We start from the raw sequence: 14,559 nt of genomic DNA, 5'->3' as shown, positions 1-14,559 counted from the left end.
CATTTCTTTTATGTCAATCGAAGTAGGCAGCAAGTTACAGGGTAAGGTAACAGGCATTACAAATTTTGGAGCGTTCGTGGAGTTATCGGAAGGTTCAACTGGTTTAGTGCACATTAGTGAGGTTGCGGACAACTATGTTAAGGATATCAATGAACACCTTAAAGTTGGCGACGAAGTAACAGTTAAAGTTATTAATGTTGAAAACGATGGGAAGATCGGTTTATCCATCCGTAAAGCGAAAGACCAGCCACAACGCCCGCAGCGCCAACAGCGCCCTCAGCGTCCGCGTAACAACAAACCAAGTGATATACGTCCGAAGGAGAACTTCGAACAAAAGATGGCACGCTTCTTGAAAGACAGTGAAGATCGTCTGTCATCTTTAAAGAAGAACACTGAATCCCGACGCGGCGGAAGAGGAGCGAAACGAGGCTAACTTGCTGTCTATTAACTAATATAGCAGGTTGTACGACAGGAACAGGCACATTCATTTTGTGCCTGTTTTTTCTTTTATAAAAAGAGGATTTACACTGCACCCCACCGAATATATGTTTGTATATAAATTAAAGGGGTGCCATTAGATGAAAAAAGAAGAACTGCTTGATCATCATGACTATTTTATATCCTGGCTGAATGAATTGAATAACGTAGAGGAAGACAAGTGGTACGCACCGATGGAGGAAGGGAAATGGTCGATAGCTGCAAATGTGTCGCATATCATTAAATGGGATCAATATTCCTTGGAACACATCTTGCTGCCAAGTTTACAAGAAGGAGCGGTTCTTCCTGCCTTTCCAGAGTTTGAGGAATTTAATCGGAAAGCAGCAGCATATGCTCATAATGAAATAACTCATAAACACTTGCTGAAGGAAGGGATTGAAACAAGAAAATCCACCCTTGCTTATATTGATTCTCTGACTGAGGAAGAACTCGATCTATCATTTGAAGTGGGTGACCACCATTATACTTTAAGGGAATTCTTTGAAGATTTCATGGGCCACGACAAACATCATCAGAATCAGATTGAAGAGGCGCTCTATAAAGAAAAAGCATAATTGACATACAAAAAAGACTATCCATTCATGAATAGTCTTTTAAAATATGACCCGTACGGGATTCGAACCCGTGTTACCGCCGTGAAAGGGCGGTGTCTTAACCGCTTGACCAACGGGCCTTAAAAATATGGTAGCGGCGGAGGGGATCGAACCCCCGACCTCACGGGTATGAACCGTACGCTCTAGCCAGCTGAGCTACACCGCCATATGTGTTTTAAGCACAAAATCTATAATACAGAGAAACAAAAATCTTGTCAACAGATATTATAAAAGAATTTGTCAAAATTCCTTCATGTCAGTCTGTGACTGATTCATAGGAGTGAAACGACAAAAAAGATGACCATATAAAATAAAATATTCTGAATATTATAACGGAATGGATAGAATGCCGTCGAAACATTCTTAGGATGTATTCCCTCATTTTGACAAACTTTTGAGCTCGTCCCATTTATACTTAACAAAAAAGTAAATGGGGAGTGTTTGTTACATGGGTAAAGCCAATCAGACAATCATAGAGCCTGTTCAAAATGTAGACATTGAACACACCAGACTGGAATTGTCTAAGGGAATAAAGTCGATTTATTCCAAATTAGAATGGCTGTTTGTGCAAAAGGGGATCGCGTTGTTCATTATCGGGTTTTTATTGGGAAGGGCCCTCATCTTATCGCACCTGACTCCGTTTGCACTGCCTTTCTTTGCATCTGTCTATCTCGTCAGGAGGGAAAAGTCCCCGGTCGCTTTACTGGGGCTGCTTGCAGGGTCAGTCACATTATCTTTCTCTAGTATCAGTTATACGTTTGCAAGCACGATTATATTCCTAGTAATCTTTCGTTTAACACAAAAATATCATAAAAATGAACTGAAATATGTGGCATTTTATGTGTTATTCACTGTGATTGGAGTCAAGCTGGCATTTAGTTACATCCAGCAGGATCAGGTCCTTACGATTTATAATGGCGTAATGGCCATGATTGAAGCGACTCTTGCGTTTCTATTAACCTATATTTTCATTCAAAGCGTACCGCTGGTAACGGTGCAGCGCAGACGACGCTCGCTTAAAACAGAAGAGGTGGTCAGTCTGATCATCCTGCTTGCTTCTATCATGACTGGAACAATCGGATGGGCGGTATATAGTCTGTCCATTGAACATATTTTGTCCAGATACCTGGTTTTATTATTTTCATTTGTGGCAGGGGCTACAATTGGTTCTACAGTAGGGGTCGTAACTGGATTGATTTTCAGCTTGGCGAGTGTTGCGAGCTTTTATCAAATGAGTTTGCTTGCTTTTTCCGGACTTCTGGGCGGATTGATGAAAGAAGGAAAGAAATTTGGAGCGGCAATCGGTTTGTTAATCGCTACCCTGCTTATGGGAATGTACGGAAATAGTGATACTGTTTTGACAAAAACATTGTATGAATCGGGAGTGGCGATTCTCTTGCTGTTTCTAACACCGCAGAGTCTTGCTCTTAAAATAGCCAAACATATCCCGGGTACACCTGAATATCAGCAGGAACAACAGGGATATATGAGAAGAGTGAGAGATGTGACTGCAAATCGGGTCACTCAGTTTTCGTCTGTCTTTCAAGCATTATCGAACAGCTTTCAGCAAATAGAAGAGCAGTTTGAAGAGGAGGAAGATAAAGAATTTGACTATTTCTTAAGCAATGTCACGGAAAAGACGTGTCAAACCTGCTTTAAAAAGGATCAGTGCTGGTCAAGGAACTTTGATAAAACCTATAATCTGATGAAAGATGTGATGAATGAGTTTGATCAAGGGAAAATACCGCTGTCCCCCCGTCTTCACCGGGAACTGGACAAGCATTGTACGAAAGAAAAGAAGCTGCAGGACACAATTTATCAGGAACTCACATTTTACCAAGCCAATCTCAAACTGAAAAAACAAGTAAAGGAGAGCAGGAGGTTAGTAGCGGATCAATTACTTGGCGTCTCTGAAGTCATGGGGAATTTTGCGAAGGAGATTCAAAGAGAGAGGGAAAATCATCATATTCAAGAGGAGCAAATATTAAGGAGCATCAATGACTTCGGCATAGAAATCGAGAACATTGAAATTTATAACCTGGAACAGGGAAATGTGGACATCGATATGACGATTCCTTACTGCGGCGGTCATGGTCAGGGAGAGAAGCTGATTGCTCCGATGTTATCGGATATTCTGGGAGAAAATATTGTGGTGTATAAGGAGGATTGTGCTCAATTTCCAAATGGGTACTGTCAGATGACATTCAGGTCCGCAAAGAAATTTGTGGTGGATACAGGAGTATCGCATGCTGCTAAAGGAGGAGGGCTCGTATCGGGTGACAGTTTTTCGATGATTGAGCTGGGAGCCGGCAAATACGCGGTGGCCATCAGTGATGGCATGGGGAACGGAGAACGTGCCCATTTTGAAAGCAATGAAACACTCAGACTGCTTAAAAAGATTCTGGAATCGGGAATTGAAGAGGAGGTGGCGATCAAGTCGGTGAATTCCATTCTGTCACTCAGGACGAATGATGAAATTTTCTCGACCCTTGATCTGGCAATGATCGACCTTCAAAATGCATCCTCGAAATTCTTGAAAATCGGATCCACCCCGAGTTTTATTAAACGTGGGGACAAAGTGATGAAAATAGAAGCCAGCAATCTGCCGATGGGCATGCTGCAGCATGACTTTGACGTGGATGTTGTCTCAGAGCAGTTAAAAGCGGGTGATTTGCTGATCATGATGAGCGATGGCGCCTTTGAGGGGCCAAAGCATGTAGAAAATTATGATTTATGGATGAAGCGTAAAGTGAATGAGCTCGAGACCGATGAACCTCAGGAAGTGGCAGATATCCTGATGGAAGAAGTGATACGTTCAAGTTCAGGTTTGATAGAAGATGATATGACGATTGTCGTGTCAAAAATCAAACATAATATACCGAAATGGTCGTCCATCCCTGTGCAAAAAACACACGAAAAAGACAAGAAAAGAATCTCTTGAGGACGATGCGCTCCTCTATAAATATAGTGAATTGAAGTATAAATCCCTCCTGATTCGGCGAAGATGATACCATCTTTTAAATTAGGAGGGGAGTATGATGAAGACAGGTACACTTCGTCAAATTCTATTGTTAACGGATGGGTGCTCGAATCAAGGGGAAGATCCAATTGCTATGGCGGCACTCGCAAAGGAACAAGGCATTACGGTAAACGTGATCGGGGTAATGGATAATGATGTGATTGATGATAACGGAATGCAGGAAATTGAAGGGATTGCTTTGTCTGGCGGAGGTGTGAGTCAGATTGTTTATGCCCAGCAGCTTTCGCAAACTGTCCAGATGGTAACAAGAAAAGCAATGACTCAGACCTTACAAGGGGTAGTGAATAATGAATTAAAGCAAATTCTCGGGAAATCTGCTTCGATGGAAGAATTGCCTCCCGATCAGCGCGGAGAAGTAATGGAAGTCGTAGATGAATTAGGAGAGTCCGTGGACATGGAAGTGTTGATTCTTGTCGATACTTCTGCAAGTATGAAGCACAAACTCCCAACGGTAAAAGAAGCCTTGCTGGACCTGTCTTTAAGCTTGAATGCTAGAATGGGAGATAATAAATTCTCTGTATTTGTATTTCCCGGGAAACGACAAGATGTCGAAAAGTTGCTGGATTGGACACCTAAACTCGAAACACTTACGAGTATTTTCTCTAAATTGTCCCCAGGCGGTATCACCCCGACAGGTCCGGCCATTTCTGAAGCATTGACATACTTCAAGAAAAAACGTTCATTAAGGGGATTGCTCTCTCGTGGCGATGATGAACAATACTTCGAAGAAACCATTTAATTTCCCTGCGGGGACAGTGATCAGGGGGAAATGGTATAAACAAATCTATACGATTGTTAAAGAGTTAGGGTATGGTGCCAACGGAATGGTGTATCTGGTGCAGGGTGCATCTGGTTACCTCGCATTGAAGATGAGCGACAGCAATGTCTCCATCACTTCTGAAGTCAATGTATTAAAGTCCTTTTCAAAGGTCCAGGGCACTCCCCTTGGACCTAAACTTCATCAGGTGGATGATTGGGAGACGCGAGGACAGAAAATACATTTTTATACAATGGAATATATCCAGGGAATGAATCTATTAAATTTTGTACAATCGAAAGGTACTGCCTGGACAGGTGTACTGATTGCACAGCTGCTTTCAGATTTGGAACGTATTCATAATGAGGGCTGGGTGTTCGGAGATCTTAAGCCGGAAAACTTGATCGTCACAGGGCCTCCCTACCGGATACGCTGTATCGATGTTGGAGGTACGACCATACAGGGAAGAGCGATTAAGGAGTTCACTGAGTTTTTCGACCGTGGATATTGGCTTGGGGCTTCCAGAAAAGCTGAACCTACCTATGATCTTTTTTCAGTTGGAATGATCTTGATAAATTTAGCATATCCCCAGCGTTTCAATAAGACTGAAAGCGGGAATATGCAGCAACTAAGGAAGGCCATTGCAGCCAAAGATCAATTATGCAAGTTTCAGTATACGATTGAAAAAGCGCTGGAAGGCAGTTTTCCTTCTGCTGGTGAAATGAGAATGCATTTACTGGATGCCCTCTCGCATGGTGCAAGCACTCAATCGTCAGCACCTAAGCAATCCAGGAGAGCCTCAGCAGCCTCTTCTTCCAGACAGCCTACTCAGCAGCCAAGCAGGGTACAGAAACAACGGAAGAAATCCAGTCATTTCCTTGAAACCGTCTTGGTGATCATGATCGTTTCGCTGCTATATGTCTTATATATCTACGGAGAGCTCATGTAGAATAGTAGTTCCGGGGGCGCGGAATTGATACAATAAGGAAAAAGAGTCGAGGAAGAGGAAGTAAACATGATAGAAAAGACGACAAAAGATTTCATTCAACGCCATCAGCTTATAGAAGCGGGAGACCGGATCGTGGCAGCTGTATCCGGTGGTCCGGATTCGTTGGCGCTTCTTCACTTTCTTCATGTGAATAGAAAAGAATGGGGAGCTGAAGTGATTGCTGCTCATCTCGATCATATGTTTCGGGGAGAGGAGTCATATCAGGAGCTCCTTTTTGTTAAGGGTTTTTGCACAGAGCGGGGGATTCCTTTCTATAGTGAAAGAATCGATGTTCCTAAAATAATGGAAGACAAGAATGGGAGCCTGCAGGAAGTAGCCCGCAATGTTCGATATGACTTTCTCAAAGCAGTCATGCAGCAAGTCTCTGCAGACAAACTTGCTTTGGGGCATCATGGCGATGATCAATTGGAAACGATTTTGATGAAACTGACAAGAGGAGCTGCAGGGAAAGGGAGGGCAGGCATACCGTATAAACGTGAATTCCCCCCTGGAATGATCATTCGTCCATTCCTCCCTGTCACTAAGAAGGAGATTGAGGAGTATTGCGAGAAGCGCGATCTGTCACCACGCCTCGATCCCAGCAATGATAAAGATCTTTATACAAGGAATCGGTTTCGAAAAGCAGTCATTCCTTTCCTGAAAGAAGAAAACCCGCTCGTTCATCACCAATTTCAACAATTTAGTGAAGAAATGACAGAAGATGAAGAGTTTTTAGAGGAATTAACGCGGCAAAAGTTGAATAAGGTATGGAATAACACAGAGGTTTTCTCTACACTGGAAATTGAAGGCTTTCTTGCAATGGCTGAGCCTTTACAAAGAAGAGGGATTCATCTAATATTAAACTATCTTTACAAACTAAGACCATCTTCTTTATCGACTATACATATTTACGATGTATTGGGTATATTAAGAGGAAAATCACCTAATGCTAGCTTGGATTTGCCTGGAGGTCTCCGAGTAACAAGGGCCTATAACACCTGTTATTTTCACTTTGGGAAATTAGAGTCTGGTCAAGCCCCTTATTGTTATGAATTAAAGGATAAAAAGCCTCTCACACTTCCAAGCGGTTCCCAATTTGTTCTCCATGATTCTTTAATAGATATAGAAGCCTGTACCGGTGACTGTATTTATTTAAATCGTGAAGATCTTACACTTCCGTTATTCATTCGAACGAGAAAGACGGGAGATCGATTGAAAATCAAAGGTTTACAAGGAACAAAAAAGCTCAAATCCCTATTTATTGACGAAAAAATCCCCCGGCATCTGCGTGATGAATGGCCGATTGTCGTCGACTCGGAGGAACAGATCCTTTGGGTGCCCGGAATAAAGAAGTCAATTTACGATTTAGGAGAAGTTCGGGAAAATAGTTTAGTATTACAATTTAAAAGCAATCATCTTCTAGGAGGCAGTTGAACATTGTTAAATCAGGATATTGAAAAAGTATTGATTTCAGAGGAAGAACTTCAGGCAAAGATTAAAGATTTAGGGGCACAGCTGACAGAGGAATATCAAGATAAATTTCCTTTGGCAATCGGTGTGCTGAAAGGTGCAATGCCTTTCATGGCTGACCTTTGCAAACGTATGGATACTCATATGGAAATGGATTTCATGGATGTTTCAAGTTACGGTAATTCCACTGTATCTTCCGGAGAAGTGAAGATTGTGAAAGACTTGGATACCAAAGTTGAGGGCCGTGACATTCTGATCCTCGAAGATATCATCGACAGCGGTTTGACGCTAAGCTATTTAGTGGAGCTGTTCCGCTACCGTAAAGCCAAGTCGATCAGCATCGTCACCCTTTTAGATAAGCCGACCGGCCGTAAAGTGGATATCAAAGCAGATTATGTCGGCTTTATTGTTCCGGATGAATTTGTCGTTGGATACGGATTGGATTATGCTGAACGATACCGCAATCTGCCGTATATCGGTGTATTGAAACCTGAAGTGTATACAACAGGAGAATAAGAGTAATCTAAAGAGGAATATTCTATTCGAACTATCGGGAAACATCAAGTCCTAATTGTTGTAATGCCATGATTTACTATGATACTATTTTAGTTAGTTTGTTTACCCGTGGGAGGAGGTAAGGGATGAACCGGATCTTTCGTAACACCATATTCTATTTACTGGTCTTTTTAGTCATTATAGGTGTGGTGAGTTATTTCAGTAACAACAACGAACCAACCAAAAATATTGAATACAGTACGTTCATCAACCAGCTTGAAAAAGGGGAAGTTGAATCATTCTCCATTCAGCCTGGAAGAGGTGTATATGAGGTAAAAGGAGAGTTAAAAGGAGCTGAAGAAGGTGAAGCCTTTTTAACTTATGTCCTTACGACCGATGGCAAGTTGATGGATCAAATCAATGCAGCAGCTTCTGAGCAAGGTATTGACGTCAACGTATTACAAGCCAAAGAAACCAGCGGATGGGTATCGTTCTTTACAACGATCATTCCATTTGTCATCATTTTCATTTTGTTCTTCTTCTTACTGAACCAGGCACAGGGCGGCGGCAGCCGTGTCATGAACTTTGGTAAAAGTAAGGCAAAGCTTTACAGCGAAGAGAAGAAGAAAGTTCGCTTCAAAGACGTAGCAGGGGCAGATGAAGAGAAGCAGGAACTTGTAGAGGTTGTGGAATTCCTTAAGGATCCACGTAAATTCTCTGAAATAGGGGCACGTATTCCTAAAGGGGTGCTGTTAGTAGGACCTCCGGGAACAGGTAAAACATTACTTGCACGAGCTGCAGCTGGAGAAGCGGGAGTACCGTTCTTCTCAATCAGTGGTTCTGATTTCGTCGAAATGTTCGTCGGTGTCGGGGCATCCCGTGTTCGTGACTTGTTTGAAAACGCAAAGAAAAACGCACCATGTATCATCTTCATCGATGAGATCGATGCGGTAGGCCGTCAGCGTGGAGCAGGACTGGGCGGAGGACACGATGAGCGTGAGCAGACGCTAAACCAGTTACTCGTTGAAATGGATGGCTTCGGAGCCAACGAAGGGATCATCATCGTCGCGGCGACAAACCGACCGGATATTCTTGATCCGGCCCTATTGCGTCCAGGACGTTTTGACAGACAAATCACGGTGGACCGTCCAGATGTAATCGGCCGTGAAGCTGTACTTAAAGTACATGCCCGCAACAAACCGCTTGATGATTCAGTTGATCTGAAAGCAATTGCCATGAGAACCCCAGGTTTCTCAGGCGCAGATTTGGAAAACCTTCTGAACGAGGCAGCCCTTGTTGCAGCCCGTGAAGACAAGAAGAAAATCGATATGCGTGATATCGACGAAGCAACGGACCGTGTCATCGCGGGACCTGCCAAGAAGAGCCGCGTCATATCTGAAAAAGAACGTAAAATCGTCGCATTCCATGAAGCGGGTCATACCGTTATTGGTGTTATACTTGATGAAGCCGATATGGTACATAAAGTAACAATCGTTCCACGCGGGCAGGCAGGCGGATATGCCGTCATGCTTCCTAAAGAAGACCGCTACTTTATGACGAAACCTGAGCTTCTTGATAAAATCACCGGCTTGCTCGGAGGTCGTGTCGCAGAAGAAATCATCTTCGGCGAAGTATCGACGGGTGCCCATAATGACTTCCAGCGTGCAACAGGCATTGCACGTAAGATGGTGACTGAATACGGGATGAGTGACAAACTCGGACCCCTGCAATTCGGTTCACAGCAAGGCGGTCAAGTATTCCTGGGCCGTGACATCAATAGTGAACAAAACTATTCAGATGCCATTGCTCATGAAATCGACACAGAAATGCAGCGCCTTATTAAAGAAAGCTATGCCCGTGCGAAAAAGATTCTTACAGAGAATCGCGATAAGCTCGAGCTGATAGCAAAAACCTTACTAGATGTAGAAACATTAGATGCTGCACAAATCAAGCATCTAGTGGATCACGGCACACTGCCTGAGCGCACTTATGAATCTGACAAAGAAGACAAAAGTGACGTAAAAGTAAACATCCAAAAGAAAAACGAAGAAAACGTGATCGAAGCAGATACAACAGAAACAACTTCCAAAGAAGACGATTCTGACAAAACCGATCGCACATAATATGAAGAGGCTGTACCTGTAATGGGTGCAGTCTTTTTCTGTTTTTAGTCGTGTTGTTTTAGGGCAAGGGTGAAAGTCTATCTCACAATATTGAAATACAGATTAAAGTTTGCCACATATAACACTTGCTAAAGTTGATTGTGAATCAAATTTTTAACCGGCTCCAGCGGTTGATTGGAGTGGAAGACGAAGACTCCTAACCGAAAAGCGGAAGGGCTTTGCTCAGAGGCGGGTGGCATAAGGCGAATCGGCCACGAAGGCGCTCTTTGCCTTCTTGGTCGATTTGACTTATGACATGTGCCTCTAAGCCCTGGAGCTAGACAGTTAACCCAATTGACCGAGGAGGCTCACGGGCTACCCGCGGAAAGCGAAGTCTTCCGCGGAAATCAACAGCGGTGATTAGAGGTTTATTTTTTGATTACACCAACCTAGGTACGATTAAAAATGGACACCGGCTTTTGTACTTACCTATTATTTATAAGATATGGTATGATGTTGGCAGTGTGTAAAACAATTGGCTTAGTAGGTGAGAATATTGATTTTTGTAATGGATGTAGGGAATACAAATATCGTATATGGCGTGTATGAAGGCGACCATTTAAAATATCATTGGAGATCGGAAACGAACCGTCATAAAACCGAAGATGAATTCGGTATGTTAGTGAAAAACCTGTTTCAGCACGTAGATTTGAAATTTGAAGAAATCGATGGAATCATCATTTCCTCTGTCGTTCCGCCGATCATGTTCAGTTTGGAACGTATGTGCGAGAAGTATTTTAATGTCACCCCTCTTGTAGTGGGACCCGGCATCAAAACAGGATTGAATATCAAATATGAAAATCCGCGGGAAGTAGGGGCAGACCGGATTGTGAATGCGGTAGCAGGCATCCACGAATACGGCGGTCCGCTTATCATTGTAGACTTTGGAACCGCTACAACCTATTGCTATATCAACGAGGATAAACAATATATGGGTGGTGCGATCGCCCCTGGAATCGGCATCTCAACAGAAGCCCTGTATTCAAAGGCTGCAAAGCTGCCAAGGATTGAAATCGCCCGTCCGGATCACATCATCGGGAAGAACACGGTAACGGCCATGCAGGCAGGCATCCTTTATGGATATGTAGGACAAGTTGAGGGAATCGTACAAAGAATGAAAGTGCAAAGTAAAGAAGAACCGACGGTCATTGCAACAGGAGGGCTGGCTGCACTGATTTCCAAAGAATCAACCTCGATCGATGTAGTGGACCCGTTCCTGACTCTTAAAGGATTAAAACTGATATATAAACGAAATATGAACTAAGGACGAAGGAAAGGAGCATGAAGATGAGCGACTATTTAGTGAAAGCATTGGCTTATGAGGGTCAAGTGCGTGCGTATGCAGTAAAAAGCACTGAAACCGTTGCTGAAGCCCAAAGAAGACATGATACCTGGCCGACTGCATCTGCAGCGTTAGGCCGATCCATCAGTGCGGGCGTCATGATGGGGGCTATGCTTAAAGGAGAAAACAAATTAACGGTAAAGGTGGAAGGCGGAGGTCCGATCGGAGCGATTCTTGTGGACAGCAACGCCAAGGGAGAAGTAAGAGGATATGTGACCAACCCCCATGTCCACTTTGATCTGAACGAGCATGGAAAGCTGGATGTACAGAGGGCAGTCGGAACGTCTGGTACTCTTTCTGTAGTGAAAGATATCGGCATGAGAGATCATTTCTCAGGGCAGGTGCCGATTGTTTCGGGTGAACTTGGAGAAGACTTCACGTATTACTTTGTGACTTCCGAGCAGGTTCCTTCTTCTGTGGGAGTTGGAGTGCTTGTGAATCCCGACAATACGATCCTCGCTGCCGGAGGGTTCATTCTACAATTAATGCCGGGTACAGACGATGAGACGATTACAAAGATAGAAGAGAGACTATCGGAAATCCCGCCAATTTCTAAATTGATCGAGAAAGGACTTACTCCTGAAGAAGTGCTCGAAGAAGTACTTGGAAAAGGTGAAGTGAAAGTTCTTGAAACAATGCCTATCTCATTTAAGTGTCAATGTTCGAAAGAACGATTTTCAAACGCGATCATCAGCCTGGGTGAGAAAGAAATTCAGGAAATAATCGACGAAGATCAACAAGCAGAAGCGAAATGTCATTTCTGTAATGAAACGTATGTATTTTCCGATAAGGAATTGGAAGAACTTAAAGAGGAAGCAAAATAGTAAACAAATCAGGGAGAAATACAATCAATGAAATTTAAACCTTATCCTTTACTGATTGCAGCAGTTTTATTGCTTGTCACTAACATTGTTACATTATTTCTATGGTTAAAGCCGGATGCCTCCCCGAGCGCGGGGGGCGTGAAAGCCGGAAATGAAGTGGTTGCCACGGTCGGCGGAGATTCAGTCACCAGAGAAGAATGGCTTTATTCGCTTGAACAAAAATACGGCGAACAAGAGCTCAAACAAATGATCAATCAAAAGGTTATTGAAAAAGTGGCAAAAAAGTATGATATTTCCGTATCTGATAAAGAAGTTAATCAAGAGTACGATTTAATCCGTTCGGTTTATAATTCTTTCGATGAAGAGTACACAGAGGATGAAGAAACCGTCAAAGCCCAGATCGAAACAGATTTATTACTGGAAGAGCTTTTGACAAAAGATGTGGAAATTTCGGAAGAAGAGATGAAAAGCTTTTATGAACAGAATGAAGAAATGTATTCGATCCCGAAAATGTACAATTTGAAGCAAATTAAAGTCAGTGATAAAGCTCAGGCCGGCCAGGTCGTCAAAGAACTTGAAGATGGATCGAACTTTGATGTGCTGGCAATGGAACGTTCCACTGATGTTCAAAGTGCTCACCTTGGCGGGGAGATCGGTTATATCCCTGCAGATGGAGAACTCTTATCGCCCGAAGCGGTGAAGGAACTCGATTCGTTAAAGGAAGGCCAGTGGAGTCAGCCTGTGAAATCCGGATCTGATTATGTGATTTACCTTCTGGAAGACATCATGAAAGAAAGAAACTATAGCTATGATGATGTGAAATCTCAAATTCGCCGCCAGCTTGCCATTGAGCAAGTGGAGACGCCGCTCCTGCCTGAATCATTCTGGGATGAAGCCGGGGTAGAATGGTTTTACGGGACTGAACAATAAGGAGAAGACTGGTCTCAGACGGCCAGTCTTTTTACATGTACATAAACTCATGTGGTTTAACGAAACATAGAAGGGATAAAGGGTGAATAGAGTAGAAAAAGATATACGCAATACGTCACCCGCCTCTGAGCAAAGCCCTTCCGCTTTTTAGTTGACAAATTAATTGAAAATTGTTACATTTTAGAGAATAAATCCAACAAAATTACTTGGGATTAGGAGTGAGGATTGAATGGTTAGAGTTGCGAATTCAATTTCAGAATTAATAGGTCAAACCCCAATAGTAAAACTAAATCGTTTAGCCGATGAAAATAGTGCAGATGTGTATTTGAAATTAGAGTATATGAACCCTGGAAGCAGTGTGAAAGACAGAATCGCATTAGCGATGATTGAGGAAGCTGAAAAAGCCGGGAAGATTAAACCTGGAGATTCTATTGTAGAACCGACCAGCGGTAATACCGGGATCGGATTGGCGATGGTTGCTGCAGCAAAAGGGTATAAAGCTGTACTCGTCATGCCTGATACAATGAGTATGGAAAGGCGCAACCTTCTGCGTGCATACGGTGCAGAACTTGTGTTGACTCCCGGATCCGAAGGGATGGGCGGCGCAATCCGTAAAGCGGAAGAACTTGCTGAAGAAAAAGGGTATTTCGTGCCTCAGCAATTTAAAAACGAAGCAAATCCCAAAGTTCATAGAGAAACGACCGGTAAAGAAATTGTGGAGCAAATGGGCGGACAGCTTGATGGTTTTGTTGCTGGAATCGGAACAGGTGGAACGATCACCGGTGCAGGAGAGGTATTGAAAGAGCATTATCCATCCATCAAGTTATACGCGGTGGAACCGACAGACTCACCAATCTTGTCAGGCGGAAAGCCGGGCCCTCATAAAATACAAGGAATCGGAGCGGGTTTTGTACCTGATATCCTTAATACATCCGTGTATGACGAAGTAATTCAAGTGCGGAATGAAGAGGCTTTTGATTACGCCAGAAGAGCCGCCAAAGAAGAAGGGATCCTGGGAGGCATCTCTTCCGGAGCAGCCATCTATGCCGCATTGAAAGTGGCGAAAGAACTGGGAAAAGGAAAGAAAGTACTAGCCGTCATTCCAAGCAACGGCGAGCGCTACCTGAGCACCCCGCTCTATCAATTTGATGATGAATAAAAGAATGTATGGATCCTGAAGCTACCTTTGCTTCGGGATTTTTTCATTTGGGTGTTTCTAAAAGATTGGTGTTTTGGTGCAGGTGACCGTTCGACAAAACAAATCAGCTCGACCTCCTTTTTAAGTTGTTTAAGAGTGTTGTTTACTATCAAAGAACTATCCAGCTGTTGATTGGAGTAGAAGACGAAGACTCCTGCGGGAAAAGCGGCCAATGTGAGACGTGTCTAGCTCTGGGGCTTAGAGGCACATGTCATAAGTCAAACCGACCAAGAAGGCAAAGAACGCCTTCGTGGTCGATTCG

Annotated in this window: 12 protein-coding genes and 2 tRNA genes; 12 read left to right on the top strand and 2 right to left on the bottom strand. The window is 43.3% G+C overall.

The features are described 5' to 3' along the window. Positions 1 to 10 precede the first annotated feature (10 nt). The gene (locus AAEO50_RS15700; RefSeq protein WP_341985244.1) at positions 11 to 433 is read left to right on the top strand and encodes a S1 domain-containing RNA-binding protein; all 423 of its coding nucleotides are present in this window, start codon (positions 11 to 13) and stop codon (positions 431 to 433) included. Positions 434 to 578: 145 nt separating this feature from the next. Continuing rightward, positions 579 to 1,052, top strand: a complete 474-nt coding sequence (locus AAEO50_RS15695; protein ID WP_341985243.1) for a DinB family protein — start codon at positions 579 to 581, stop codon at positions 1,050 to 1,052. A gap of 47 nt (positions 1,053 to 1,099) precedes the next feature. On the opposite strand, the gene AAEO50_RS15690 is transcribed toward AAEO50_RS15695, so the two are convergent. Together AAEO50_RS15690 and AAEO50_RS15685 are read right to left on the bottom strand one after the other, a co-directional pair. Further along, positions 1,100 to 1,171: transfer RNA gene (locus AAEO50_RS15690), tRNA-Glu, on the bottom strand. A gap of 9 nt (positions 1,172 to 1,180) precedes the next feature. Continuing rightward, positions 1,181 to 1,257: transfer RNA gene (locus AAEO50_RS15685), tRNA-Met, on the bottom strand. Positions 1,258 to 1,539: 282 nt separating this feature from the next. On the opposite strand from AAEO50_RS15685, the gene spoIIE reads away from it, so the two are divergent. The 10 genes from spoIIE to cysK all read left to right on the top strand — a co-directional run bounded on the left by spoIIE (position 1,540) and on the right by cysK (position 14,258). Further along, positions 1,540 to 4,032: a stage II sporulation protein E gene (spoIIE, locus tag AAEO50_RS15680; protein WP_341985242.1), complete on the top strand. Its 2,493-nt coding sequence runs from the start codon at positions 1,540 to 1,542 to the stop codon at positions 4,030 to 4,032. Between the two features lie 97 nt (positions 4,033 to 4,129). Beyond that, entirely contained in the window at positions 4,130 to 4,870 is a 741-nt protein-coding gene (locus AAEO50_RS15675) for a VWA domain-containing protein (RefSeq protein WP_341985241.1), read from the top strand. Next, positions 4,839 to 5,837: a serine/threonine-protein kinase gene (locus AAEO50_RS15670; RefSeq protein ID WP_341985239.1), complete on the top strand. Its 999-nt coding sequence runs from the start codon at positions 4,839 to 4,841 to the stop codon at positions 5,835 to 5,837. The genes AAEO50_RS15675 and AAEO50_RS15670 overlap by 32 nt, the downstream gene beginning before the upstream one ends. A 66-nt stretch (positions 5,838 to 5,903) precedes the next feature. Continuing rightward, positions 5,904 to 7,310: a tRNA lysidine(34) synthetase TilS gene (gene tilS / locus AAEO50_RS15665; protein WP_341985238.1), complete on the top strand. Its 1,407-nt coding sequence runs from the start codon at positions 5,904 to 5,906 to the stop codon at positions 7,308 to 7,310. 3 nt (positions 7,311 to 7,313) lie between these two features. Next, a complete protein-coding gene (gene hpt / locus AAEO50_RS15660) occupies positions 7,314 to 7,862 on the top strand; it encodes a hypoxanthine phosphoribosyltransferase (protein ID WP_341985237.1) in 549 nt (182 codons plus the stop codon). A gap of 125 nt (positions 7,863 to 7,987) precedes the next feature. After that, positions 7,988 to 9,964: an ATP-dependent zinc metalloprotease FtsH gene (gene ftsH, locus AAEO50_RS15655; protein ID WP_341985236.1), complete on the top strand. Its 1,977-nt coding sequence runs from the start codon at positions 7,988 to 7,990 to the stop codon at positions 9,962 to 9,964. Positions 9,965 to 10,499: 535 nt separating this feature from the next. Further along, positions 10,500 to 11,267, top strand: coding sequence for a type III pantothenate kinase (locus AAEO50_RS15650; RefSeq protein ID WP_341985235.1), 768 nt, complete (start codon positions 10,500 to 10,502; stop codon positions 11,265 to 11,267). A 23-nt stretch (positions 11,268 to 11,290) separates the two neighbouring features. After that, positions 11,291 to 12,169 carry an Hsp33 family molecular chaperone HslO gene (gene hslO / locus AAEO50_RS15645; protein ID WP_341985234.1) on the top strand — a complete coding sequence of 293 codons (879 nt, stop codon included), beginning with the start codon at positions 11,291 to 11,293 and terminating at the stop codon, positions 12,167 to 12,169. Positions 12,170 to 12,196: 27 nt separating this feature from the next. Beyond that, positions 12,197 to 13,099 carry a peptidyl-prolyl cis-trans isomerase gene (locus tag AAEO50_RS15640; protein WP_341985233.1) on the top strand — a complete coding sequence of 301 codons (903 nt, stop codon included), beginning with the start codon at positions 12,197 to 12,199 and terminating at the stop codon, positions 13,097 to 13,099. A 229-nt stretch (positions 13,100 to 13,328) separates the two neighbouring features. After that, complete coding sequence (gene cysK / locus AAEO50_RS15635) at positions 13,329 to 14,258, top strand: cysteine synthase A (protein ID WP_341985232.1); 930 nt, start codon at positions 13,329 to 13,331, stop codon at positions 14,256 to 14,258. Positions 14,259 to 14,559: the final 301 nt, after the last annotated feature.

Origin of the sequence: Rossellomorea oryzaecorticis (assembly GCF_038405515.1) — a bacterium.
GTDB classification, from domain to species: Bacteria; Bacillota; Bacilli; order Bacillales; family Bacillaceae_B; genus Rossellomorea; species Rossellomorea oryzaecorticis_A.
This window is presented reverse-complemented; position numbering and strand designations above follow the sequence as displayed.

What these genes read in the sequence shown, in the direction of transcription:
- hslO (WP_341985234.1), top strand. Translation starts at nt 11,291, where the DNA reads ATGAGCGACTATTTAGTGAAAGCATTGGCTTATGAGGGTCAAGTGCGT.
- ftsH (WP_341985236.1), top strand. Translation starts at nt 7,988, where the DNA reads ATGAACCGGATCTTTCGTAACACCATATTCTATTTACTGGTCTTTTTA.
- spoIIE (WP_341985242.1), top strand. Translation starts at nt 1,540, where the DNA reads ATGGGTAAAGCCAATCAGACAATCATAGAGCCTGTTCAAAATGTAGAC.
- cysK (WP_341985232.1), top strand. Translation starts at nt 13,329, where the DNA reads ATGGTTAGAGTTGCGAATTCAATTTCAGAATTAATAGGTCAAACCCCA.
- AAEO50_RS15640 (WP_341985233.1), top strand. Translation starts at nt 12,197, where the DNA reads ATGAAATTTAAACCTTATCCTTTACTGATTGCAGCAGTTTTATTGCTT.
- tilS (WP_341985238.1), top strand. Translation starts at nt 5,904, where the DNA reads ATGATAGAAAAGACGACAAAAGATTTCATTCAACGCCATCAGCTTATA.
- AAEO50_RS15670 (WP_341985239.1), top strand. Translation starts at nt 4,839, where the DNA reads ATGATGAACAATACTTCGAAGAAACCATTTAATTTCCCTGCGGGGACA.
- AAEO50_RS15695 (WP_341985243.1), top strand. Translation starts at nt 579, where the DNA reads ATGAAAAAAGAAGAACTGCTTGATCATCATGACTATTTTATATCCTGG.
- AAEO50_RS15700 (WP_341985244.1), top strand. Translation starts at nt 11, where the DNA reads ATGTCAATCGAAGTAGGCAGCAAGTTACAGGGTAAGGTAACAGGCATT.
- AAEO50_RS15675 (WP_341985241.1), top strand. Translation starts at nt 4,130, where the DNA reads ATGAAGACAGGTACACTTCGTCAAATTCTATTGTTAACGGATGGGTGC.